19 protein-coding genes are annotated in these 22,849 nt (G+C 65.2%); 12 read left to right on the top strand and 7 right to left on the bottom strand.

The genetic code is table 11. The features are described from left to right. Positions 1-142: 142 nt before the first annotated feature. Positions 143-832 (bottom strand): 2,3-diphosphoglycerate-dependent phosphoglycerate mutase, encoded by a 690-nt coding sequence (gene gpmA / locus O3303_RS11030; RefSeq protein WP_269558471.1) that lies wholly within the window; start codon positions 830-832, stop codon positions 143-145. Between the two features lie 206 nt (positions 833-1,038). On the opposite strand from gpmA, the gene O3303_RS11035 reads away from it, so the two are divergent. Continuing rightward, positions 1,039-1,263, top strand: a complete 225-nt coding sequence (locus O3303_RS11035; RefSeq protein WP_350356580.1) for a DUF6920 family protein — start codon at positions 1,039-1,041, stop codon at positions 1,261-1,263. Here O3303_RS11035 and O3303_RS11040 read toward each other — a convergent pair. Together O3303_RS11040 and O3303_RS11045 are read right to left on the bottom strand one after the other, a co-directional pair. Further along, positions 1,220-3,775: a cation-translocating P-type ATPase gene (locus O3303_RS11040; RefSeq protein WP_269558473.1), complete on the bottom strand. Its 2,556-nt coding sequence runs from the start codon at positions 3,773-3,775 to the stop codon at positions 1,220-1,222. The genes O3303_RS11035 and O3303_RS11040 overlap by 44 nt on opposite strands. A 44-nt stretch (positions 3,776-3,819) precedes the next feature. Continuing rightward, positions 3,820-4,131 carry a phosphoribosylpyrophosphate synthetase gene (locus tag O3303_RS11045; RefSeq protein ID WP_269558474.1) on the bottom strand — a complete coding sequence of 104 codons (312 nt, stop codon included), beginning with the start codon at positions 4,129-4,131 and terminating at the stop codon, positions 3,820-3,822. Positions 4,132-4,450: 319 nt separating this feature from the next. On the opposite strand from O3303_RS11045, the gene O3303_RS11050 reads away from it, so the two are divergent. Next, positions 4,451-4,624 carry a hypothetical protein gene (locus tag O3303_RS11050; RefSeq protein ID WP_269558475.1) on the top strand — a complete coding sequence of 58 codons (174 nt, stop codon included), beginning with the start codon at positions 4,451-4,453 and terminating at the stop codon, positions 4,622-4,624. A 117-nt stretch (positions 4,625-4,741) separates the two neighbouring features. On the opposite strand, the gene O3303_RS11055 is transcribed toward O3303_RS11050, so the two are convergent. From O3303_RS11055 to O3303_RS11065, 3 genes are all read right to left on the bottom strand, one after another. Beyond that, the gene (locus O3303_RS11055) at positions 4,742-5,443 is read right to left on the bottom strand and encodes a YiaD family glycine zipper/OmpA-like lipoprotein (protein ID WP_491546671.1); all 702 of its coding nucleotides are present in this window, start codon (positions 5,441-5,443) and stop codon (positions 4,742-4,744) included. Positions 5,444-5,684: 241 nt separating this feature from the next. Beyond that, a complete protein-coding gene (gene accD, locus O3303_RS11060; RefSeq protein WP_269558477.1) occupies positions 5,685-6,578 on the bottom strand; it encodes an acetyl-CoA carboxylase, carboxyltransferase subunit beta in 894 nt (297 codons plus the stop codon). A 144-nt stretch (positions 6,579-6,722) separates the two neighbouring features. Further along, positions 6,723-7,775 carry a class I fructose-bisphosphate aldolase gene (locus O3303_RS11065; RefSeq protein ID WP_269558478.1) on the bottom strand — a complete coding sequence of 351 codons (1,053 nt, stop codon included), beginning with the start codon at positions 7,773-7,775 and terminating at the stop codon, positions 6,723-6,725. A gap of 170 nt (positions 7,776-7,945) precedes the next feature. On the opposite strand from O3303_RS11065, the gene O3303_RS11070 reads away from it, so the two are divergent. From O3303_RS11070 to O3303_RS11090, 5 genes are all read left to right on the top strand, one after another. Next, positions 7,946-8,965 carry an OmpA family protein gene (locus O3303_RS11070; RefSeq protein WP_269558479.1) on the top strand — a complete coding sequence of 340 codons (1,020 nt, stop codon included), beginning with the start codon at positions 7,946-7,948 and terminating at the stop codon, positions 8,963-8,965. Positions 8,966-9,069: 104 nt separating this feature from the next. Beyond that, positions 9,070-10,611, top strand: coding sequence for a hypothetical protein (locus O3303_RS11075; protein WP_269558480.1), 1,542 nt, complete (start codon positions 9,070-9,072; stop codon positions 10,609-10,611). Positions 10,612-11,004: 393 nt separating this feature from the next. Then, positions 11,005-12,540: a class I adenylate-forming enzyme family protein gene (locus O3303_RS11080; protein WP_269558481.1), complete on the top strand. Its 1,536-nt coding sequence runs from the start codon at positions 11,005-11,007 to the stop codon at positions 12,538-12,540. 2 nt (positions 12,541-12,542) lie between these two features. Beyond that, positions 12,543-13,688 carry a DUF3419 family protein gene (locus O3303_RS11085; protein WP_269558482.1) on the top strand — a complete coding sequence of 382 codons (1,146 nt, stop codon included), beginning with the start codon at positions 12,543-12,545 and terminating at the stop codon, positions 13,686-13,688. Beyond that, positions 13,681-14,499, top strand: a complete 819-nt coding sequence (locus O3303_RS11090) for an aminoglycoside phosphotransferase family protein (RefSeq protein WP_269558483.1) — start codon at positions 13,681-13,683, stop codon at positions 14,497-14,499. Before O3303_RS11085 ends, O3303_RS11090 begins: the two co-directional genes overlap by 8 nt. Here O3303_RS11090 and O3303_RS11095 read toward each other — a convergent pair. Further along, the gene (locus O3303_RS11095) at positions 14,489-15,295 is read right to left on the bottom strand and encodes an IS5 family transposase (protein WP_269558484.1); all 807 of its coding nucleotides are present in this window, start codon (positions 15,293-15,295) and stop codon (positions 14,489-14,491) included. The two genes, O3303_RS11090 and O3303_RS11095, sit on opposite strands and share 11 nt — an antisense overlap. A 123-nt stretch (positions 15,296-15,418) precedes the next feature. Between O3303_RS11095 and O3303_RS11100 the strand changes: the two genes are divergently transcribed. The 5 genes from O3303_RS11100 (at position 15,419) to O3303_RS11120 (ending at position 22,791) form a co-directional block, all read left to right on the top strand. Further along, positions 15,419-15,736 carry a hypothetical protein gene (locus O3303_RS11100; RefSeq protein WP_269558485.1) on the top strand — a complete coding sequence of 106 codons (318 nt, stop codon included), beginning with the start codon at positions 15,419-15,421 and terminating at the stop codon, positions 15,734-15,736. A 48-nt stretch (positions 15,737-15,784) separates the two neighbouring features. Further along, entirely contained in the window at positions 15,785-16,687 is a 903-nt protein-coding gene (locus O3303_RS11105) for a UbiA prenyltransferase family protein (RefSeq protein ID WP_269558486.1), read from the top strand. Positions 16,688-16,795: 108 nt separating this feature from the next. Beyond that, positions 16,796-19,339, top strand: a complete 2,544-nt coding sequence (locus O3303_RS11110) for a PEP/pyruvate-binding domain-containing protein (RefSeq protein ID WP_269558487.1) — start codon at positions 16,796-16,798, stop codon at positions 19,337-19,339. A gap of 28 nt (positions 19,340-19,367) precedes the next feature. Further along, entirely contained in the window at positions 19,368-20,435 is a 1,068-nt protein-coding gene (locus O3303_RS11115; RefSeq protein WP_269558488.1) for a hypothetical protein, read from the top strand. A 127-nt stretch (positions 20,436-20,562) separates the two neighbouring features. After that, positions 20,563-22,791 carry an efflux RND transporter permease subunit gene (locus tag O3303_RS11120; protein ID WP_269558489.1) on the top strand — a complete coding sequence of 743 codons (2,229 nt, stop codon included), beginning with the start codon at positions 20,563-20,565 and terminating at the stop codon, positions 22,789-22,791. The last annotated feature ends 58 nt before the right edge of the window (positions 22,792-22,849 follow it).

Raw genomic sequence — 22,849 nt, forward strand, 5'->3', positions numbered from 1 at the left:
CGCGTCCTGCTCATTTTCAGCTGCTTCGATACGCTGCTTCAGGCCCAATCCGCTGCTCCCGGCACTGCTTGGGCTGGTATTGGTTCGGCTGGCCCACCGGCACGATCTGGCTACGGAGCAAGCCGCACCGCAGGCCTGTACCTCACTCCAGGTAGTAGTGGCGCAGGCGGTTCAGGTCATCGTCGAGCTCGTATACTAGCGGCACGCCGGTCGGAATGTTGAGGGCGGCCACTTCGGTGTCGGTGAGGTGGTCGATGTACTGCACCAGGGCCCGCAGGCTGTTGCCGTGGGCGCACACCAGCACCCGCTGGTTGCTGCGGATGGCGCTCATAATCTGCTCGGTCCAGAAGGGCAGCACGCGGGCCATGGTCTGGCGCAGGTTTTCGGTCAAGGGCAGCTCGCGGGCGGTCAGGTGCTGGTAGCGGGCCTCGTGGCCGGGGAAGCGCGGGTCGTCGCGGGTGAGGGCGGGGGGCAGCTCGTGCGGGTCGCGCCGCCAGCGCAGCACCTGCTCCGCGCCGTATTTTGCGCTGGTTTCCGCCTTGTTGAGACCCTGCAGCGCCCCGTAGAACCGCTCGTTCAGCCGCCACGACTTCTGCACCGGAATCCAGAGCAGGTCCATTTCTTCCAGCGCAATATCCAGCGTTTTGATGGCCCGCTTCAGCACCGACGTAAAGCCGATATCGAACCCGTAGCCGTGCTGGCGCAGCAGCTGGCCCGCGTGGGTTGCTTCCTGCCGGCCCTGCTCCGAGAGGTCCACGTCGGTCCAGCCGGTGAAGCGGTTTTCCTGATTCCATACACTCTGGCCGTGGCGTAAGAGCACAAGTTTTTGCATTCGATGGGGAGGAAAAGTCTGAGGTATGTGGCATATGCGAGGGCCCGGCCCGGAGCTCCGGCCGCGAAGCCCGACTCGGCCCCGCCGGTCAGCCAGCAGCGCCAAAGCAGCACCGAAACCGCGGCCGGCCAGGGAGCTGCCTGGACCACCCTCGACGCACACTCCGCCCGCATCACCTGCACGCTGGCCAGACTGCTAGCCTGCTGGTGCGCTTCAACGAGCGGGATGAAATCGAAGAATGCGGGGTTCTGCGCGCCATGACTGCCACCACGCAACGCCCCTGGGTGTGCCGCTTCCGGCAGTACCAGCCGCGGCACGGCGTGCTCATTCCTACCGTGGGAGAGGCAGGCTGGATGATAGACGGGCAGCGGCAGCCCTACGCCCGCTTCAGCGTGCAGGAGCTGGACTACGCGCCGCTACCGCCATTCTGACGGCCGCCGCACCCTGGGAAAGGCCGCCGATTCGGCTTCGCAGCACGGCCTTGTAGATTTCCACCCAGCCCACGCCCACCAGCGCGGCCAGCGCGCACCAGCCCAGCGCGGCCGCCGACACCGGCACGAAGCCGAACAGCCGCTGCGCCGCTGGCACAAACTGCGTGATGAGCAGCAGCCCCAGCGTAAGGCCCAGCATCAGCCAGAGCACCCGGTTGGGCACGCGCAGCGTCTGCCACACCGACTGCGTGAAGGAACGGTTGACCAGCGTGAGCAGGATGTTACTGAGCACCAGCGTAGTGAACACCAGGCTGCGGACGGCCGCTTCAGGCTGCCCCAGCCGCGAGGCCGCGTAGTACACGCCCAGCACCGCCGCCGTGATGCCCAGGCCCTGCACCAGGCTGCGGCCCAACTCGGCCCCGGCCAGAAACGTGCTGCTGAGCGGGCGCGGAGGCTGCTGCATCTGGCCGGCCTCGGCGGGCTCGTTTTCGAAGGCAATGGAGCAGGTCGGGCCCATCACCAACTCCAGGAAAATGATGTGGACGGGCGTGAGCAGGTTTTCCCATTTCCAGCCCGCCAGCAGCGGCACGGCCACCGTGAGCACAATGGGAATGTGGATGGAAACGATGTAGAACACCGCCTTTTTGAAGTTCTGGTAGATGCGGCGGCCCTGGGCCACGGCTGTCACCATGCCGGCCAGGTCGTCGTTTACGAGCACCAGCGAAGCCGCCTGCCGGGCCACCTCGGTGCCGCGCCGGCCCATGGCCACGCCGATGTGGGCCGCCTTCAGGGCCGGGCCGTCGTTGACGCCGTCGCCGGTCATGGCCACCACTTCGCCGTCGCGCTTCAGGGCTTCCACCACCTTCAGCTTGGCCTCCGGAAACATGCGGGCGAAAACGGCCGTGGCGGCGGCCTGGGTTTGCAGGGCGGCCTCGTCCAGCGCCATCACCTGCTGGCCGGTGAGCAAGGTATCGGCCCCGGGCAGCTGAATCTGGCGGGCAATGGCCTGGGCCGTTTCGGGAAAGTCGCCGGTAATCATCTTCACCCGGATACCGGCCTCGGTGAAGGCGCGCACCACCTCGGCGGCGTTGGCCTTGGGCGGATTTTCCAGCGCAATCAACCCCAAAAAGGTCCACTGGAAGTCGTCCTGCGCTGCCGGAAAGCCGCCCGCCACCGGCGCGCCCTGCGCCACGCCCAGCACCCGGCAGCCCTGCGCCGACAGCTCGTGGGTGGTCTGGCGCACCCGCTCGGCGGCGGCCGGTTCCAGGTGGCACACGGCCAGAATGTGCTCCACCGCACCCTTGCCGGCCACCAGGGGCGCGCCCTGCACCTGGCGCACGTGGGTCATCATGGGCGGGGTGCCGGCCAGCGGATACTCGTGCAGCATGGGGGCAGGCGCGGCGGCCCCGGCCGGATCGGCGGCGGCAAAGGCCTCCACAATGGCCTTTTCCATGGGGTCGAAGGGTTCGGTTTCGCTGGCGTAGCGGGCGCAGGCCAGCACGGCGGCGGCCGTGGCGGCGAGCGGGCCGGGCAGCGCTACCAGGGTCTGGGTGGCTTCGTCGTAGAGCTGCTGTACGCGCATACCGTCCTGGGTGAGGGTGCCGGTTTTGTCGGTGCAGATGACGGTGGCCGAGCCCAGGCTTTCCACGGTCTGGGGCTGTTTGGTGAGCACGCCCAGCCGGCTCAGGCGGGCCGCGCCCAGGGCCATGAAGCTGCTGAAAGCCACCGGAATTTCCTCGGGCAGAATGGACATGGCCAGCGTGAGCCCGAACAGCAGCGCCGTCACCCAGTCGCCGGACTTGGCGTAGTTCACGCCCCAGACCAGGGCAAACGCGGCGGCCCCCACCCAGGCCATGCGCAGCACAAACTGCCGCACCTGCACCTGCAGCGGGGTTTTCTCGGTAACGATTCCCTCCATGCTACTCCCGATGAGGCCCAGCCGGGTTTGTGCGCCCACGGCCGTGAGCGTGAGCCAGGCGCTGCCCGCCACGGCGCTGGTGCCGCCGGCCACGGCGTCGCCCACGGCCTTGGCCACCGGCACGGCCTCGCCGGTCAGGATGGCCTCATCCACCGAAAAGTCGTTCAACTCGGTCACGGTGCCGTCGGCGGGCAGGCGGCTGCCTTCGGCCACCAGCACGGCGTCGCCCACCACCAGTTCGGCCACGGGCACGGTGGCTAGCGCCCCGTTGCGGCGCACCTGGGCGCGGGGCTGGGTCAACTCGCGCAGGGCGCCCAGCGCCTGGTTGCTGCGAATGGCCTGGTACACCGAAATGCCCGCCACGGCCAGCAGCGCCACCAACAGCGTAATGGCTTCCTCGGCCCGGCCCAGGACAAAATACACCGTGCAGGCCGCCAGCAGCAGCAGAAACATGGGTTCCAGCACCACTTCCTTCAGCGTGGCCAGCCAGCCCGAACCAGGGACGGCGGCGAGCTGGTTGGCACCGTGCGCGGCGCGGGAAGCTGCTACGGCATCATCGGTCAGGCCGGGATTGAGAGAAGCACTGGTTGGCATGAGGGCGGAGAATAAGGACGACGGGAAAGGCGGCGGCCGGGTCGCTACCCGGTCGTTTTTGCTTGCAGGGCCGCCAGAATCGTGTCGGTGGCGGCGTCGCTGTACATGCCGTAGCCGTTCACCAGTGTGCCTTTGAGGTTGAAGCGGGCGGAGGAAATAGCGTAGAGCACGGCCTCGTCGGCCGGGTCGGTGGGGCCTTCGAAGCGGTAGTGCGCATCAACCACAAACTCATCGGGCGCGAGCTGAATGGCGGAGCGCTGTCCGGCCAGGTACTGCCCGTGCGGGTTAAAATCCTCGGTGTAGCCGGCTTTTTTGAGCTGCTCCAAGGTTTCAGAAAGGGTCGTTAGCGTATGCATCAGGCGAGAATTTTAGGTGAACAAACCGAAGCGGTGAATGCCGGCGGCCGTGATATCGGCGTCGACAATGGGTTCGGCGGGAGGCGCCGGGGTCAGCAGATGGGCGTGTGGCATAATCAGGGAGCTTTCGGATGAATGATGCGGCGGGAGAAGTCATCCGCCGTCAGGCGCAGCGGCGGCAGGCGGCCACGCAGGCATTGAGGGCGGCCAGCGGGCTTCGGGTATGCTCGTTCATGGCTTCAGGAGCCGGTTAGCGGCAGTCTCCAACAAAGCTCCCGGTTCGCGGGCGCCTCCCCCATGACGAGAATCCCCGCAACGCATGATATCCGTCAGGTCGCCGACTACGGGGCGTGTCGGAACGAAGCCGGCGAACAGCAGGGCCCAGCATTGGGCCTGCCCGGCAACTGCGGCGTCGGGCCGCGCCGCGCCTCTCATCGGCCGCCTCTACTCCGTGGAGCTGAAGGTGATGCTGCCGGCGCTGGGCAACAGCTAACCACACATGCTGCCTCCGGGGTTGTGCAGCCGCCACACACCTGGCCAGCGTCTTCAGTAGGCACAAAAAAAGGCCGCACAATACGTGCGGCCTTTCTCTTTGACTAAACCTGACTGCTTACAGCTTGCCAGCCTCAGCGGCTTTCTTCATTTTTTCGTTGGCATAGATGGCAATTTCTACGCGACGGTTAGCCTGCTTGCCGGCTTCCGTGGTGTTGTCGGCAAGCGGGTCCGAGGAGCCGAGGCCTTTGGTGGTTACGCGGGCCGCATCAACGCCCTGCGAAACCGTGTAGTTGGCTACGGCCTGCGCCCGGCGCTCCGACAGCGGCTGGTTGATGGCATCCGAGCCCGAGGCATCGGTGTGGCCTTCTACCAGTACGTTGGTGTCGGGGTATTTCTGCAGGATGGCGGCCATCTTCTGGATTTCGGTCATTGAGGCAGCGCGCAGGTCGCTCTTGTTGGTGTCGAAGAGAATGCCCGAGTCGAAGGTGATTTTGATGCCTTCGCCCACGCGCTCTACTTTGGCGTTCTGCATGTCGCGCTGCAGGTCTTCAGCCTGCTTGTCCATTTTGCGGCCGATCAGAGCACCACCGGTGCCACCTACTGCGGCGCCAATGATGGCACCGGCAGCCGTACCGTTTTTACCGCCAATCACGCGGCCGAGCACGCCACCTACTACGGCACCACCACCGGCACCCAGCAGGCCACCTTTAGCGGTTTTGCTCATGCCTGTTTTGCGAACCCCGGTACCGTTGGTATCAGGTGCGTCCGGAATGTTGGGGTTGCGGGTTTGGGAGGCAGCGCACGAGCCCAGCAGCAGAGTCAGGGCCATGAAGAACGAGAGCAGCGAATTAGGAGCTTTCATTGAAATGAACGTAGGGAGTGAGAAAAATCAGGTGAGGTTGGTCGTGCTTTACTGGAATTGCCGGCAAAATGTTTGCTAAATATAGATTCTCATCTATATCGTACAGTGCTTCAGGCTGAAAAAGCTATCCGGCAAAATGCCCGACCGGCGCAGCTACTCTGCACCGGCCGGGCATTTCCAACAAGTGTGCCGAAAGTTAGCGGGCGCGCTGGCCCAGCCGGGTACTGACCGGTTCGGCGGCTTCCGTGGGGCGCAGCATACCCAGCAGATCAGACAGTTGCTGCTTCAGCTGCTTGCGGTCAACAATAAAGTCGAGGAAGCCGTGCTCCAGCACAAATTCGGCGCTCTGGAAGCCTTTCGGCAGATCCTTGCCGATGGTTTCCTTGATAACGCGCGGCCCAGCAAACCCGATGAGAGCGCCCGGCTCGGCAATATTAAAGTCGCCGAGCATAGCGAACGAGGCCGTCACGCCGCCGGTAGTTGGGTCGGTGAGCAGCGAGATGTAGGGCACGCCGGCTTCGGAAAGCAGCGCCAGCTTGGCCGAGGTTTTGGCCATCTGCATCAGCGAGAAGCCGGCCTCCATCATGCGGGCCCCGCCGGAGCGCGAAATCATCAGGAACGGCAGGCGCTGCTGGCGGGCATAGTCGATGGCGCGGGCAATCTTCTCGCCTACCACCGAGCCCATGGAGCCGCCGATGAAGCGGAAGTCCATGGCGGCCACTACCAGGCCCTGGCCGTTGGAGAGGCCGTGCGCCGTCCGGACGGCGTCGCGCAGGCCGGTCACCTTTTCGGTGGCTACGAGGCGCTGCGGATAGGCTTTGGTATCCACGAAGTGCAGCGGGTCACCGGAATGCATGTCGGCATCCAGCTCCGTAAACTGCCCGTCGTCGAAGAGGAAATCGAAGTACTCGGCCGCATCAATCCGGTCGTGGTGGTTGCAGTTGCCGCAGGTGGAGAGCAGGCGCTTGTGCTCGGCCATCGTGGCCACGGTCTTGCACTCGGGGCACTTATACCACAGCCCGTCCGGCGTCTCCTTTTTCTGCTCCGTCGGCGTGACGATGCCTTTTTCTACGCGCTTAAACCAAGACATTTTACTTAATTAAAAATTGAGAATTAAGAATTAAGAATTGGGAATTAAGTCAATCAAAAAACCAACGCAAACTGTCTTCCAACTACTGAAAAGCACATTACGAACGAAATTTTTAATTCTTAATTCTCAATTTTCAATTCAAATCTACGCCAGCGTGATGGCCGGGTCCAGGTATACGTCCTGGATGGCGTTGAGGAGCTGTACGCCTTCGGCAAAAGGCCGCTGAAAGGCTTTGCGGCCCGAAATCAGGCCCTGCCCGCCGGCGCGCTTGTTGATGATGGCCGTGCGCACGGCGTCGGCCTGGTCGGTGGCGCCTTTGCTTTCGCCGCCGGAGTTGATGAGGCCGATGCGGCCCATGTAGCAGTTGGCTACCTGGTAGCGGGTCAGGTCGATGGGGTTGTCGGAGGCCAGCTGGTCGTACATGGCCGGGAAGGTCTTGCCGAACTTGAGAGTGCTGAAGCCGCCGTTGTTTTCGGGCAGCTTCTGCTTGATGATGTCGGCCTGAATGGTCACGCCGAGGTGGTTGGCCTGGCCCGTGAGGTCGGCCGAAACGTGGAAGTCTTTATCAGCCGTTTTGAAGGCGTTGTTGCGGGTGTAGCACCACAGCACCGTGGCCATGCCCAGCTCGTGGGCCAGCTCAAAGGCCTGGCTCACCTCCTGCAGCTGCCGGCCCGACTCCTCAGAGCCAAAATAGATGGTAGCTCCCACCGCCGCGGCGCCCAGGTTCCAGGCCTCCTTCACCGAGCCGAACATAATCTGGTCGAACTTATTGGGGTAGGTGAGCAGCTCGTTGTGGTTGATTTTAACCAGAAACGGGATTTTGTGGGCATACTTGCGGGCCACCGTCCCGAACGTGCCAAAGGTGGTGGCTACGGCATTGCAGCCCCCTTCCACGGCCAGCCGGATGATGTTTTCGGGGTCGAAGTACATCGGGTTGGGGCCGAAAGCGGAGCCGGCCGTATGCTCGATGCCCTGGTCGACGGGCAGGATGCTGAGGTAGCCGGTGCCGCCCAGCCGCCCATGGTTATACAGCTGGCCCAGGCTGCGCAGCACCTGCGGCGTGCGGTTGCCGGGCACAAAGCAGCGGTCGAGAAAGTCGGGGCCGGGCTGATGCAGTAGGTCTTTGCGGATGGTTTTGCACTCGTGCTGAAGCAGCGCCTCGGTTTCGGCGCTCAGGGAAGCAGTAGCAGATGCCATGGCAGAAGGGGAAAGAAAGGGCCGCTGAAATCAGCCGTCAAATATAGGTTGAAAATCGGTTGATTGCGGGGCGGCATTGCAACATGCAGCAGCCCCTGAGTACCTTGCCGCGGGATGGAGCGGGCCGCGGGGCCGGCCGCCCGAATCTGGCTTTTCAACCTGTGTATTTCGTGAACAACTCTGTTTCTCTGCTCCCGGCGCTGGCCTTGGTGGCGGCCCTGGCCCTACCCGGCTGCGTGGCCTCCAAAAAATACGACGACCTGAAAGCCCGTCAGGCTTCCACGGAACAAGGCAAAACGGAAGCCGAACGCCAGCAGCGCACAGCCGTGGCGGAGCTGCGCAAGGCCACCGACGAGCTGGCCGAAATGCGCCTGCAAACCAAACGCCTCCAGGACGACTCCACCCAGACCGGCAACGCCCTGCGCCGCACCCGCCAGCTCTACACCCAGCTCACCGACAGCTACGACAAGCTGCTGAAGAACTCCGACCGGGAGCTGGCCAACAAGTCGTCGGACTACAACAAGGTGGCCCAGGACCTGGCCCGCCGCGAGGCCGAGCTGGGCGAGCTGGACGCCGGCCTGCGCCGCAGCCGCGCCGATATAGACAAGCTCAACGCCGACCTGAAAACCCGCGAGGCCCGCCTGGCGGAGCTGCAAAAGGCCCTGGCCGAAAAAGACAAGGCCGTGAACGACCTGCGCGCCAGCGTCACGAATGCGCTGCGTGGCTTCCAGGGCACCGACCTGCAGGTGCAGATGAAGGACGGCAAAGTGTACGTGTCGTTGTCGGAGCAGCTGCTGTTTAAGTCGGGCTCGACGAAGGTGGACCCCAAGGGCCAGGAGGCGCTCAAGCAGCTGGCCGCCGTGCTGCAGCAGCAGCCCGACGTGAACGTGGTGGTGGAAGGCCACACCGACAACGTGCCGTTCAGCCGCGCCGCCGGCGCCATGCAGGACAACTGGGATTTGAGCGTACTGCGGGCCACCGAAATTGCGCGGTTGCTGGCCGCGGGCGGCGTGCCGCCGCAGCGCGTCACGGCCTCGGGCCGCAGCCAGTACGTGCCCGTGGCCGCCAACGACTCGCCCCAGAACAAGGCCCTCAACCGCCGAACCGAAATCATCCTGACGCCCAAGCTCAACGAGCTGTTCAAGATTCTGGACTCCAACTCCTCAACCACAACGACGGGCGGGAAATAAATACTTCCGGAACCGTTTTATATTCCCCACTCTATCAACTACTTTCAAAGGGCAGCCGTCAGCGGCTGTCCTTTATTGTTTTTCATCCTTATCCCCTCTTCGTTATGCGCACACGTTTCCGCATCCGCTTTTTACTGCTTAGCGTCTTACTGCTGGCAGGCGCGCTTGGCGCCCACGCCAGCCATGTGCTGGGCGGCGACCTTGACTACAGCTACATTCCCGGCTCGGCTTCGCAGTACCGCATCACGGCGCGGCTGTACAGCAATCCGGCCGATGCGGGCACTCTGTTTCCGGACCCCAGGACCATTTCCTTATCCGGCACTCAGAACGGCTGCGCCAGCACTTCAACCAGCAACTTCCAACTCCAGGTATCCCGCATGCAGCTCACGCGCCGGTCATTGGGGTGTGCGGTCAATGGGCGCAGCTATAACATCAGCCAGTATGAAGCCACGGTAACGCTGCCGCCGGGCCAATGGACGCTCAAGGTTATCGAGGAGCTACGTTCAGGCGGTATGCTGAACCTGAATAACATTGGTGACCAAGGATTCTATATCACGGCCTATCTGGACAACTCCAGCGGCCTGACCAACAACTCGCCGCGCTTCACATCGTTTACGATGCCCTACGTGTGCGGCAGCCAGCCGTACCGCTACAGCTTCAGCACCTTCGAGCCCGACGGCGACTCGCTGGTGTACCGCTCCGTACAGCCGCTGGCCAGCACCATAACAGAACAGGGTTGTGGCAATGCCATTTCTTACGCCAGCTACAGCAGCGGGCAATTCCAGGACCCTATCAACGGACAGACGGCGACGTACCCGGCCGGGCAGTTCACGGCAGGGTTCCCGTTGCTTTCCTTTCGGTCTATTAACGGAGTGGCAGTGCCGCAGTTTGAGCTGAACGCGGCCAACGGCGACCTACTAACCACGCCCGTAGCGGCGCGCGGCCTCAATACCGTGGCCGTACAGGTGGACGAGTACCGGCGCCTGAACGGTTCCTGGACGCGCATCGGCGGCGTCATGCGCGACGTGGTGTACTCGGTATTTGATGCGAACGGCAACCGTAACCCCGGCTTCACGGGCCTGCAGATTGCCGGCACCAGCCAGCCTATCGACCAGCCGATTGTGGTGCAGCGCGGCCAGCAGATTGCGCTGACGCTCACAGCCACCGACCCCGACGCGGGCCAGACCGTGCAGATCAGCAGCGACGTGGCCGCCGTTATTCCCGGGGCTTCTTTCCAGCTGCAAGGCGCCAGCCAGGCCGTGCTTAGCTGGCAAGTGCCGGCCACGCTGCCAGCAGGCCGCTACAGCTTCACGGTGTCGGTGGCCGACAACAACTGCCCGACCAGTGGCTCGGAAGTGCGGACCATCAATTTCGTGCTGCCGGCGCGCGCCCTGGCCACGGCCGGCGCCCGGGCGCAGGTGCTGGCTGCATACCCGATGCCGTTCCGCAGCCAGGTGCAGTTCCGGCTGCCCACGCCCGGCGTGCAGGCCATCCACATCACTGATGGTCTGGGCCGGCTGGTGGCCACGCTGCACAGCCGCCCCGACGGCACCGTGGCCTGGAGCCCGGCCGCCGATGTGCCCGCCGGCGCCTACTTTGCCCGGCCGGCTTCGGGCGAGGCGGTGTTCCGGTTGCTGCGCCAGTAGCTTGGCCGGTGCGTCAATCTTTTCCTGCAAGGCAGCTCCATCTTGGAGCTGCCTTTTTCTTTGCCAGAAGAGGCTGGTTACAGTGGTTTCATGAATGGGGTAGATATGCCCAGCTGCGGCTCGTCGTTGTCTGAATGGCGCGGGGCCGGATGTTCAACGACACGACGCAAATACGCCTCTCTACCCCGTTCGTGAATCTGCTATGATCTAGGCTATTCAGCAGGAAAACACTGTTTTTTATCGTCATAAGCGCACAGTATAAAGTCGATTAATAATATATTTATCATTCTGAACAACAACACATTGACATCTCAATATCAACTTATCACAAAGTCTAAAATACAAAAAGGCTGGTTAGGCAATGTGTGAGCAGCACAGCACCTTTCCAACCTCATGCAGCCACTCGCCTACATTTCCGCTTCTTCCATGCTGGGCATTGCCGCCGGCCCAGTCGCCAGTACCCACCGCCGCCCGGCAGTGCCGGCGCCGACAAGCCCCGGCACCAACTACGCCAGCCTCATTCTGGCGCAGCTGCGGCACCATCCAGCCCAGCCGTGCCTGGTGTGGCCCGCTCCCGATGGCAGCACCAGCCGGCACACCGGCCACGACCTGCTGCAGCGCATTGCGGCCCACCGGCAACAGCTGCTGACGGCGGGCGTGCAGCCCGGCCACCCCGTGCTGCTGGCAGTACCCGTGAGCGTGGAGCTGATAGCGGGTTTGCTGGCGGTGCAGGCATTGGGGGCCGTGCCGGTGCTGCCACCCGCCGGGGCCTCCGGCTGGCAGCTGCTGCACCTGACGCGCCGCCTGAGCATTGGGGTAGTGCTGACTGCAACTGCGCCCCGCCAGCTGCTCCGGCTGGTTGCTGGGCTCCTCGGCGTGCAGCTGATAGCGGCAGAGGCCGGGCCGCTGGGAGCTGCTATTGATGGCTGGGAAGCCTGCCCGGTGCCGGCGCAGCAGCCGGCGCTGGTGTCGCATAGCTCCGGCTCTACGGGGCGCCCCAAGGCCATCCGGCGCAGCCACGCGGTGCTGCAGGCACAGCACGCAGCCATCAAGGCTGCGTTTCCGCCGTGGCAGGGGCAGCGGGACTTCCCGCTGTTTCCGAACGTGCTGCTGCACAACCTGGCGGCGGGCGTGGTGAGCGTGCTGCCCGCCGTGCCCTGGCACGACCTCCGTCAGCTCAGCCCGGCCCGGCTGGTGGCCCAGCTTCAGGATGAGCGGGTGCAGACCCTGACCGGCAACGTGGCCTACTTTGCCGCCCTGCTGGCCCACCTGCAACGGCAGCCGGTCGCGCTGCCCGACGTGGTGGCCGTGGGCGTGGGCGGCTCGCCGGTACCGGAACCGCTGGCGCAGCAGCTCCGGCAGGCGTTCGGGCAGGCGGCGGTGCACGTCATCTACGGCTCATCAGAGGCCGAGCCCATTGCCGTGCGGCAGGTGACCGACGACGTGCCCAACCCGCTGGCCGGCTACTGCGTGGGTACTATTCAGAGCGGGCTGGAATGGCGGTTTGAGTTGCTGGGCGTGCTGCAGGGCCGCGCCACGCCGGGCCAGCCAGTGGGCGAGCTGTGGGTGCGGGGCGCGCACGTAGCCGCTACGCCCGGCGAGTGGCTGCGCACCGGCGACTACGGCTACGTGGCCGACGGCCAGCTTTACCTCACCGGCCGCCAGGGCAACGAACAACTGCACCACGGCGTGCAGCACTACCAATTGGAGCACCTGCTCTACCACCTGCCCGGCGTGGAGCGCGCCGCCGCCCGCGCCGATGCCGCCGGCTTCACGGTATTCGTGCAGGGCACAGTGCCGCCCGCAAGCGTAGCCCGGCTGCTGGCCGAACAATTCCCAGGGGTGCCGGTGCTAGCCATCCATTTTCGGACTATGCTGCCCGTGGACGCGCGTCATCATTCCAAAATTCTCTACTCTCAGCTTCGCTAGTTATGGAATCCGAGTTCTACAATGTGGCGCTGGACCGCCTGCGCTACTCGCTGGTGTGGGAAGACAGCCGCACGCTCTACGGCGCCCTTACCATTCAGCCCACCGACCACGTGCTGGTAATAGCCTCGGCAGGCTGCAACGTGCTCAATGCCCTGCTCCGCAACCCGCGCCACGTCACGGCCATCGACCTGAACCCGGTGCAGCTGCAGCTGCTGCGCCTGAAGCTGCACATCATCCAGTACCACGAGCACGCCGTGCTGCGCGGTCTGCTGGGGCTGGCCGGACCGGCGGCGGTGGCGGCAGCCTGGCAAACGGTAGCGCCTACGCTGCCAGCCGCCGAGCAGGCGTATTGGGCAGCATTTTTCCAGAGTCAGCCGGCCGGTATTCTCACGGCGGGGCGATTGGAGAGCTACGTCACGGGCTTTCTGCCGACGCTGACTCCTACTCTGCAGGCCCACCTGCGGCAGCTGCTGGAGTTTGATACGGTGGCCGAGCAGGCCGCTTATTTTGAGGCCGAGCTGGCGGGGTCGGAGTTTGCGGCGCAGTTCATGGCGTATTTCGATGAGGCCAACCTGAGCAAGGGCCGCGACCCGCGCCTGTTTCGGTACGCGGCCGAGTCGGGTGGCGAGGCCTTTTACAGCCGCCTGCGCGACACGCTGCGCACCGAGCTGATGCGCGACAATTTCTTTCTGCGGTTCTTCTTCTTCGGGCCCGAGAACCTGCCCTGCGCCATTCTGCCGCCCTGCTACCAGCGCCGCCACCACGCGCTGCTGCGCCGGCAGCTGCCCAAGCTCACGCTGGCGGCAGGCGAGGCCGTGGACTACCTGCGCAGCGCGGCGGGCCGGCACATCACCAAAGCCAGCCTGTCCAACATCTTCGAGTATACCAGTCCGGCCGAGTTCCAGCGGACCACCCAGGCCCTGTTTGCGGACAGCCGGCCGCTGCGGGTGGTGTACTGGAACCTCCTGCTCGACCAGGGCGCCGACATTGCCCCGGGCGCCGCGCCGCTGCCAGTAGCCACGGCGGTTTCAGAGCGGTTGTCGCAGCAGGAAGCCTGCTTCTACTTCCGCAATGTACGCGTGCTTGACTCGCGCCAGATCTGCGCCGCCGCTTCTTCCACGCCTGCTTTCCTCGCCAACTGTGCCTGATTCTGCCACCCTCGATCTGGTGAGCCCGGCGTTTCTGGAAGAAATGCTGCGCGCCCACACCCCGAACTCCTCCTGCAAAGTACTGGCCGTGGAGCCGCTGCCGCTCGACAACTCCGCCAGCATTCTGGTGACGCTCACGGCGGGCCAGAGCGCCCGCCCCATCGGGCACTTCGGGCTGGCCGTGACGCTGGAAGAAGCCGGCCGGCCGCAGACGCATCATCTGGTGCTCAAGGTGAAGCCCCACGGCGCCGAAATATCGGGCATGCTGGCCGGGCTGGCCGGCTTGTGCGGCGGCGAGTTGGCTGCGGTGTACCCAACCTTTGCCGAGCGCACCGGCTTTCAGCACACCCACCAGCGCGAGCTGGCCGTGTATGAGCACGCCGCGCCCGGCCTGATGCCACGCATCTGGGGTACGCACGCCGACGAGCAAACCGGCCTCTACTGCGTGCTGATGGAGTATCTGGAAGACGTGACGCTGCTCAACTCGGTGCAGACGCCCGCCGCCTGGACCGACCACCACATCCGGACGGCGCTAACGCAGGTGGCCGCCTGGCACGCCCGCCACCTGCTGCCGCCCGGCTTCGCCGCGCCCGCCTGGCCCGACGTGCCCACCGGCCCCTACATGCAGGAACTGGCCCCACTCTGGACAGCGCTGCTCCACAACGCCGCGCCCCGCTTTCCGAAGCTGTTCGGGGCCCAGCGCACGGCGCAGCTGCAGGCCGCCATCCAACAGATTCCGCAGCGCAAGGCCTGGCTGGATGCGCGGCCGCGCACGCTCATCCACAACGACCTAGAGCCTGTTATGGACTAGTGGCGCGAAAAACGCCTTTTGCCAGCAAGAGTGTCGCGAAGGCCAGGAAATGAAACTGTTGCATGGTCAGGGCCAGGCGTTCGTAGTCGCGGGCCAAGCGTCGGAAGCGAGCGGCCCAGCCGAAGCTGCGCTCGACGACCCAGCGGCGGGGCAACAGCACAAAGCCGGTTTGTCCGGCTGGCTTGGCAATAACCCGTAAGTCAATATCGTGCACGGCAGCGGCGTATTCGGCTGCCTCGCCCGTGTAGCCCTGATCCACATACGCCACCTGTACCTTTTGGCCCGTGACCTGCTGCACTCGCTGGCAGAGCGCCTCCACCTGCCCGCGGTCGGATTCGTTGGCCGGCGTGACGACGGCGGCCAGCAGGTGGCCCAGCGTGTCGACGGCCACGTGCACCTTGCTGCCCTTGCGCCGCTTGGCCCCGTCGTAACCGGCGCGGGCCCCGCTTTCGGGTGTGCTCTGCACCGTGCGCGAGTCCAGAATCACGGCCGTGGGCTCGGCCTCGCGGCCGGCCAGCACCCGTGCCAGTTCGCGCAAATCGGCCATCATGTGCTCAAAACAGCGGTTATCCCGCCATCGGGCCCATTGTTGATACACGGCGGCCCAGGGCGGCAAGTCGTGGGGCAGGTAACGCCAGCCGCAGCCAGTTTTGACCAGGTAACGCAGGGCGTTGAACACATCGCGCAGCGCATGCTCGCGTTGCGGCGCCTCTTCCCGCACCAGGGCCAAATAGGGTGCTACAAACATCCATTCTGTATCCGATACGTCGCTGGGGTATCCGCTTTGCTGTGCCATACCCCAAATTACGCTACCAGTGCATAACAGGCTCTAAACCCGCGCAACACCTGCTTCCGGGGCGCCGGGGCCAGCCTGCAGCTCTGCGCCTACGACTGGGAGCTGGCCACTTACCACGTGCCGGTGTACGATGCCGTGGAGCTGCTCTGCTTCGTGCTCGAGGCCGACCGCTACCACCTGCGCCCCGCCTATCTGGAGCACTACCGCCACATCCTGCACGCCCTCACCGGCCGCTACCCCGACCCGGCTGCCTTCCGCCGGGAAACCCACTACGCCGCCCTCGACTTCGGTTTGCACCGCCTGGGCATGTACCTGATGGCGCATTCCGTGGGCCCCTACCCCTTCCTGCCCCGCGTGGTCGAGAGCTTCTTCGATACGCTGGCCCAGACGGTGCCCGCTAAAAATACCGCAGCTGCCGCTATTGCCTCACACACTGCTTAGGCGCCGCAACAAGAGCCGCCCACTCCTTCTTCCCGCTCCACTCTTCCAATGAATATCCGCCACCTGGCCGCGTATCTGAATCAACGGTTTCCACCCGTCAACATGGGCCTGTTTGCCATTCTGTTCCTGACGGTATGGGCCGTGGCAACGCTGGATGCGGTAGGCCAGGGGCCGGGCCGGTTCCGGTGGCTGGAGGCGGGCGGAATGCTGGCTACCATCTCCTTTTTCTTTCGCCTGCGGGTGTTCGATGAGCTCAAGGACTACGCCGCCGACGCCATCAACCACCCGCAGCGCGTGCTGCAGCGGGGCCTCGTGACGCTGCCGCAGCTGCAGTGGCTGGCGTGGCTGGGCGCGGCGGGCGAGCTGGCGTGGTCGGCGCAGATGGGGCGGGCGGCGCTGGGCGGCTGGGCGCTGGCGCTGGGCTACAGTGTGCTGATGCGCTACGAGTTTGGCGTAAGTGAGTTTCTGAAGCGCCGGCTGGTGCTGTACGCCTTCAGCCACATGCTGATTATGCCGCTCGTCGTGTACTGGCTGTGGCAGGCGTACCAGCTGTTTCAGCCCGATGGGGCCACGCCGCCGCGGTTCTGGCTGCTGGCGGCCCTGAGTTTGCTGGGCGGCTTTGCGTTCGAGCTGGCCCGCAAAACCCACGCTCCCGCCGCCGAGCGTCCCGGCATTGACTCCTACTCGCGCACGCTGGGCTACCGCGGGGCCATTGCGGCGGTGCTGCTGGTGCTGCTGGGCGGCACTGCGGTGCAAGGCGTGCTGCTGCGGCAGCTGCAGGCCGGCGGCTGGGCGTTTGGGCTGCTGGCGGGGCTGTTTGGGTTGGCGCTGCTGGTCTACGGCCAAGCCGCAGTTCGGCCCCGGGAGAAGCTGCTGCGCACCGCCGAGCTGCTGGTATCGGGGTTTATGCTGACCAGCTACCTGGCCATCATCGGCATAGTTCTGCTGTAGAGACGCGTATTCGCGTCTCGTCGTCCGAGCCGACAGGAACACACATTGTAACAACATCAGCACGCGCTAAGACGCGAATACGCGTCTCTACACCTTCCCTCAACCCCCATGATTCTTCACGGTTCCACGCCGCCTGCTCAGCACACCATCGGCCACAAGGCGCGCGGGCTGTTCCGGCTGCAGGCAGCGGGCATGCGCGTGCCGGAGTTTCTGGTGCTGCCCGCCGAAACCTTTGATACGCTGCTGCTGGCCGCGCCGGATGCGGCGCAGCAGCGGCAGCTGCTGCAGGCGTTCCAGCTGCCCGCCGCCGACCAGCAGGCCATCCGGCAGGTGCTGGCCGGCTGGGGGTTTCCGGCGCAACCGGTGGTAGTGCGCTCCTCGGTGGCCGATGAGGACGGCGCGGGAGCCTCGTTTGCGGGGCTTATGGATTCGTTTCTGAACCTGACGTCGGAGGCGGCGGTGTGGGCGGCGGTGGGGCAGTGCGCGGCCAGCGCCTACTCCGAGCGGGCTTTGGCCTACCGCCGCCAGAAGCAGCTACCGCTGGCGGCGCGGCCGGCCGTCATTATTCAGCGGCAGCTGGCCGCCGAAGTAAGCGGCGTGGTGTTTTCCACGTTTCCGGAGTATCCGCAGGAAATGGCCATGCACGCCGTCTGGGGCTTTGGTGAGGGTTTGGTGGGCGGGCAGCTGCAGCCCGACGAGTTCTACCTCGACAAGCTTACCGGCACCTTGCGCCACACCCAGCTGGCCGCCAAGGAAACCCAGTTTCAGTGCGCTGCCGGCGCTGATGGGCTCCGGCAAACCGCCGTGCCGGCCGGCCAGCAGCATGCCGCCTGCCTCACCGATGCCCAGCTGGCGGCGCTATATGCTGCCGCCACGCAGCTGGAGCAGCAGTTCGGCCAGCCCCAGGATCTGGAGTTTGTGGTGGAAGCCGGCCAGCCGTGGCTGGTGCAGGCGCGGCCCATCACCCAGCCCATTCCGGAGGTCGTCGTCTACGATAACTCCAACATTCAGGAAAGCTACTGCGGGGTCACCACGCCGCTCACGTTCAGCTTTGCGCAGCGCGCCTACGCCACCGTGTACCGCCAGACCATGCACGTGCTGGGGCTGCCGCCGGCCCGCATTCAGGCCCACGAAAGCACCGTCACTCAGCTGCTGGGGCTGGTGAAGGGGCGCATCTACTACAACATCAACAACTGGTACCGTGGCCTGCAACTACTGCCCTCCTTCCGCCAGAACAAGGCCGACATGGAGCGCATGATGGGCCTGGAAGAGCCCGTGGATTTCGTGGTGAGCCAGCGCAAGACGCTGGGCGCCACGCTCCGGCTGCTGCCAGGCCTGGGCCTGAACCTGCTGCGGCTGCTGCGAGCCTTTGGGCAGCTAAAGAAGCGGGTGCCGGCCTTCCACGCGCACTTTCGGGCGCACTACCAGCGGTTCTACGCCCTGCCGCTGGCCACGCTCAGCGGCACGGAGCTGCGGCAGCAAAAAGACCTGCTGGATGCGCAGCTGCTGCAGAACTGGACCACGCCCATCATCAACGACTTCTTCGTGATGACCACCAACGGCCGCGTGAACCGGGGTTTGCAGCGGGCCGGCATCGCGCAGCCCGACGAGTTTCTGAGCCGCTACCTATCCGGCGACCAGCAGGTGGCCAGCACCCAGCCCACGCGCCGGCTGCAGGCCCTGGCCCGCGCCGCGTGGCCCCAGGTAGAATTACGCGAGCTAGTGCTGGCCGCCCCGCCCAACCTGCACGCCCAGATGGCCCGGCTGGCGCCGGATTTTCATCAGGCCGTGGAGGAGTTCATCGGGCAATACGGCGACCGGACGGTGGGCGAGCTGAAGCTGGAAACGGCCACTATGCGCGTAGAGCCCGCCGTTTTCTACCAGTATCTGCGCAACTTCCTGCTGGCGCCTCCCGCCCCGGAAGCCGAGGCCAACAGCCCCCTGCAGCAGCAGGCCCGGCAGGAGCTGGCCAGTAAGATGGCAGGCCGCAGCCGCTGGTTTCGGTGGCGGCTGCAGCGCGGCCTCAACCAGCTGCAGCAGGCCATCCGGTACCGCGAGGCGCTACGGCTGGAGCGCACCCGGCTGTTTGGCATGTACCGGGCGCTCTACCGCGCCATGGGCACCCAGCTCACGGAGCGCGGCCAGCTGGCTTCTCCGGAAGACGTGTTCTGGCTGACAGAGCCGGAGCTACTGGCCGCCCTGGCCGACAGCACCGCGCCGCTGCTGCCGCTGGTAGCCGAGCGCCGCCGCGAGTTCCGGCAGTATGCCCAGGAAGACGTGCCGGCCCGCGTGACGGTGCCGGCCCGGCCCGCCGCCGCCCCGCCCCTGCCCGCAGGCGCTATAGCCGGTACCGGCTGCTACCCCGGCGTGGCCGAGGGCGAGGTAATCGTCATCACCGACCCCGGCGGCGACCTGAACGTGAGCGGCAAAATCGTGTGTGCCCTGCGCACCGACCCCGGCTGGGCGGCCCTGTTCCCGATGTGCCGGGGCGTCATCATCGAGAAAGGCTCGTCGTTGTCGCACTCCGTGATTCTACTGCGCGAGCTGGGCATCCCCACCATCATCAACGTGCCGCACGTTACGCAGCGCCTCCGCACCGGCCAGCACGTGCGCCTCAACGGCGAAACCGGCCGGATTGAGGTGGTGGCCTAACGCCTACTTTACGCTCTATTCCCCTCCTATGAGCCCCATTCACCAGCTACCCTTTGAGGGCACTTTGCCGGATTCGTTCTTTCAGATTGTCGACCCGCTGTACGTGGCGCTGCCCTACCAGCCCCTGGAAGACGCGGCAGCAGTGCGGCAGCTGTTCCGGCAGGAGCTGGAGCGCAACGACATCGTGCTGTTCACCGACCACGCGCAGCTGCGGCTGGCGGGCATTTTCCCGGAAAGCGGCCGCACCGCCTATTTCGGGTTCTGGGAAACCGTGGACGACGTGGCCCTGAACGAGGCCGCCTTCGCGCAGCTGCAGCAGGCGGCGCGGCAGCGCGGCTACACCCACCTGCAGGGCCCGCTCAACTTCAGCACCTACCACCCCTACCGCCTGCGCCTGGGCAGCGCGCCTTCCTGGCAGCAGTTCGACCGGGAGCCGGTCAACCCCGCCTACTATCCCGGCCTGCTGGAGCAACTGGGCTTTGCGCCCGTACTCACCTTCGAGAGCCGCCTGATTGCGCCCGCCACGGTGCCGGCCGTGTACCAGGACAAAGCCGCGCTGCTGGCAGCCGTCCGGAGCCTGCCCTACGAGTTTCTGCCGCTCACGCCGGAGACCTGGCCGGAGCACGAGGCCGCGCTGTTTGAGCTGGTGCACCAGGTATTCAGCGCCAACCCGGCCTACCAGCCCATTCCGGAAAGCCAGTTCCGGCAGCTCTACAACGCCGGGTATGCCGCCCGGCTGTGCCCCCATACGTCGGTGCTGCTGCGCGAAAAAGCGCACGGCCGCCTGGTGGCGCTCAGTTTGTGCCACCCCAACTACGCTCCTTTGCAGCTGGGTTCCGAGCCGCCCGATTTTCAGCGCGACTACCCGCGCCTGCCGCGCAAAACCCTGCTGGCCAAAACCATCGGCGTGCACCCCGATTTCCGCAACCAGCAACTGATGAGCTACCTAGGCGCCTACGGTATGCTGGCCTTCCGCGAGCTGTATGACGAGGCCATCTTCTGCCTGATGCGCTCCGACAACTTCTCCCTGCACTTCACCGACGGCCTACCCGCCGAAACCGCCCATTACGCGCTGTATGAGCTGCCGCTGACGTGAGCTTGCCCGTAACGCGGTTCTGTCCGACGCAGGAGGAATCTCGCTAGGGGACTGAATAGGGCAACAGAATTACCACTCAGGTGAGATTCCTCCTGCGTCGGAATGACAGATCCTCTATTCCTTCCCTATGCTGTATCTATACAAACTCCGCTACCTGCTCCTGCTGCTGATTGTGGCAGCCTGCGTGGCGCTGTGGCCTGGCGTGAAGGCCGCCATGGTAGTTGACAACAGCCTTTCGACCTGGTTTCTGTCCGGCGACCCGGCTTTGCGCGAATACCACGCCTTTCAGCGGCGCTTCGGCAACGACGAAGTGGTGATTCTGACTGTGCAAGATGCGCAGCCGGTACTTTCGCCCACGTATCTGGCCGCCTTCCGGGGCCTCACCCGCGAGCTGGAAGCCCTGCCCGCCGTGGCGGGCGTGAACGGGCCCGGCAACACCCGGCTGCCCGGCCGGGGCCTGGCCGGCTCCTCGCGGCCGCTGCAGGCGCCCGGCACCACGGCCGCCGAAGTACGGCAGGCGCTGCAGCCGCTGCCCACGCTGCGCCAGAGCCTGTTTTCCGACGATTATCGCACAGCGCGCTTTATCATCCGGCTGCGGCAAATGCCCGATTTCGATGACCGGCGCGGCGAGATTCTGACGCAAGTGCAGCGGGTGGTAGACCAGCACTTCCGGCCGGAGCAGGCGCACCTGGGCGGCGTTGGCATCGTGTACGCGGGCCTCAATGCGCTGTCGCAGCACGATTTCGGGCTGTTTCTGGGGCTGGGCTATCTGCTGATGTTTGGGGTGCTGCTGCTCATCTACCGCAACCTGCTGCTGCTGGCATACACGCTGGGCATCGTGGGGCTGGCCACCTACGTCACGTTTGGGGTGTACGGGGCGCTGGGCTACCGCGTGAACCTAATGACCGTGCTGCTGCCCATCGTGCTGATTCTGCTCGGCATCATGGATTCCATGCACGTCATCAACGAGCGCAACCGCCTGCGCACAGATACCAGCCCCGCCCGCCACGATGCGCTGCAGGCTTTGCGCAACGTGTTTGCGCCCTGCCTTTTCACCATGCTCACCACCGTGGCCGGGTTTCTGGCACTGCTGTCGTGTCCGATGGCCATTCTGCGCAACTTCGGGGTGTTTGCGGCGCTGGGCATTACGCTGTGTCTGGTGTTCACGTTTGTGCTGGGCGTACTGCTGCTGCCGCTGGCCAAAGCCCCGGCCCGCACCGCCGCCGCCACGCACTCAGCCGCCAACCGCATGGTGGCGTTCTACCAGTATCTGCTGGCCCGGCCGCGCTTTTTCGCCACGCTTTCCGTGCTGCTCACGCTGGCGCTGGCCGCCGGACTGCCCCGCCTCCGCTCCGACACCTACACGCTCGGCTACCTGCCCGCCACTCACCGCGTCGTCACGGACCACGAGGCCATTGAAGCCAGCTGGGGCCCCTACATGCCGCTGGAACTGCTGGTGGAGCCCCGCCCCGGCTACACCCTGTCGGACGTAGCCGTGGTGCAGGCCACTTTCGCCTTCGCCGACTCCGTGCGCCAGCTGCCCGGCGTGGGCCAGGTAACGGGGTTTCACACGCTGTACCAGGCGGGCCTGGAAGCCCAGGCTGTTAGCAAAGCTAGCCGCCTGCGGGCCAGCCAGGGCGCTTTGCACGCCGTGGAGCGGCAGCTAACGCTGGAGTTTCCGGCGTTGCTGGCGCAGTTCGTGCACACGCCTTCCGGCACCGGGCGCATCACGATTTCGGGCCGGATGCTGTCGGCGCGGCAGCTTACAGCCAAGGTGGATACACTGCTGCAGATTGCGCAGGCCACGCTGGGGCTGGTGGCCACGGTGCGGCCCGCCGGTTACCAGCCGCTCTATGCCAATATCGTGGCCTACGTCACCGAGTCGCAGACCAACAGCCTGCTGCTGTCGTTTCTGCTAGTGTTTGGGCTGACGTGGGCGTTTATCCGCAGCTTCCGGCTGGCGCTGCTCACGGTGGTGCCCAACCTGTTTCCGGTGCTGGTGCTGCTGGGGGCCATGGGCTGGCTGGGCATCCCGCTCGACACGGCCACGGCCAGCATTGCTTCCATCGTGCTCAGTCTGTGCGTCGATGACACCATTCATTTCGTGTACAGCTACCAGCAGCACCGCCGCCACGGCTTCACGCCCGCCCAGGCCCGCCTCACCACCATTGCGCACGTCGGCCCCACCATCGTGCTGACCAGCGTGGTGCTGTTTCTGGGCTACGCCGTCATGACGCTGGGCTCGCTGAAAACCGTGCAGCTGTTTGGCTCGCTCACGGCCATTGCCGTGGCCGGCGCCTTCTACGGCGAGCTGGTCATCTTCCCGCTGGTCCTGAAAAAATACGACCCGGAATAAGCACGAGGCTTTTTCCGGGTCGCGGGATACTCAGGCGCAGAACCTGTCAGGCCTGCCG

It is taken from the genome of Hymenobacter canadensis (assembly GCF_027359925.1).
GTDB classification, from domain to species: domain Bacteria; phylum Bacteroidota; class Bacteroidia; order Cytophagales; family Hymenobacteraceae; genus Hymenobacter; species Hymenobacter canadensis.

Excerpts from the sequence above, each read along its gene's own strand:
- O3303_RS11065 (WP_269558478.1), bottom strand. The coding sequence starts at position 7,775 with ATGGCATCTGCTACTGCTTCCCTGAGCGCCGAAACCGAGGCGCTGCTT.
- gpmA (WP_269558471.1), bottom strand. The coding sequence starts at position 832 with ATGCAAAAACTTGTGCTCTTACGCCACGGCCAGAGTGTATGGAATCAG.
- O3303_RS11095 (WP_269558484.1), bottom strand. The coding sequence starts at position 15,295 with ATGGCACAGCAAAGCGGATACCCCAGCGACGTATCGGATACAGAATGG.
- accD (WP_269558477.1), bottom strand. The coding sequence starts at position 6,578 with ATGTCTTGGTTTAAGCGCGTAGAAAAAGGCATCGTCACGCCGACGGAG.
- O3303_RS11040 (WP_269558473.1), bottom strand. The coding sequence starts at position 3,775 with ATGCCAACCAGTGCTTCTCTCAATCCCGGCCTGACCGATGATGCCGTA.
- O3303_RS11085 (WP_269558482.1), top strand. The coding sequence starts at position 12,543 with ATGGAATCCGAGTTCTACAATGTGGCGCTGGACCGCCTGCGCTACTCG.
- O3303_RS11075 (WP_269558480.1), top strand. The coding sequence starts at position 9,070 with ATGCGCACACGTTTCCGCATCCGCTTTTTACTGCTTAGCGTCTTACTG.
- O3303_RS11105 (WP_269558486.1), top strand. The coding sequence starts at position 15,785 with ATGAATATCCGCCACCTGGCCGCGTATCTGAATCAACGGTTTCCACCC.
- O3303_RS11115 (WP_269558488.1), top strand. The coding sequence starts at position 19,368 with ATGAGCCCCATTCACCAGCTACCCTTTGAGGGCACTTTGCCGGATTCG.
- O3303_RS11110 (WP_269558487.1), top strand. The coding sequence starts at position 16,796 with ATGATTCTTCACGGTTCCACGCCGCCTGCTCAGCACACCATCGGCCAC.
- O3303_RS11050 (WP_269558475.1), top strand. The coding sequence starts at position 4,451 with ATGATATCCGTCAGGTCGCCGACTACGGGGCGTGTCGGAACGAAGCCG.
- O3303_RS11120 (WP_269558489.1), top strand. The coding sequence starts at position 20,563 with ATGCTGTATCTATACAAACTCCGCTACCTGCTCCTGCTGCTGATTGTG.
- O3303_RS11045 (WP_269558474.1), bottom strand. The coding sequence starts at position 4,131 with ATGCATACGCTAACGACCCTTTCTGAAACCTTGGAGCAGCTCAAAAAA.
- O3303_RS11080 (WP_269558481.1), top strand. The coding sequence starts at position 11,005 with ATGCAGCCACTCGCCTACATTTCCGCTTCTTCCATGCTGGGCATTGCC.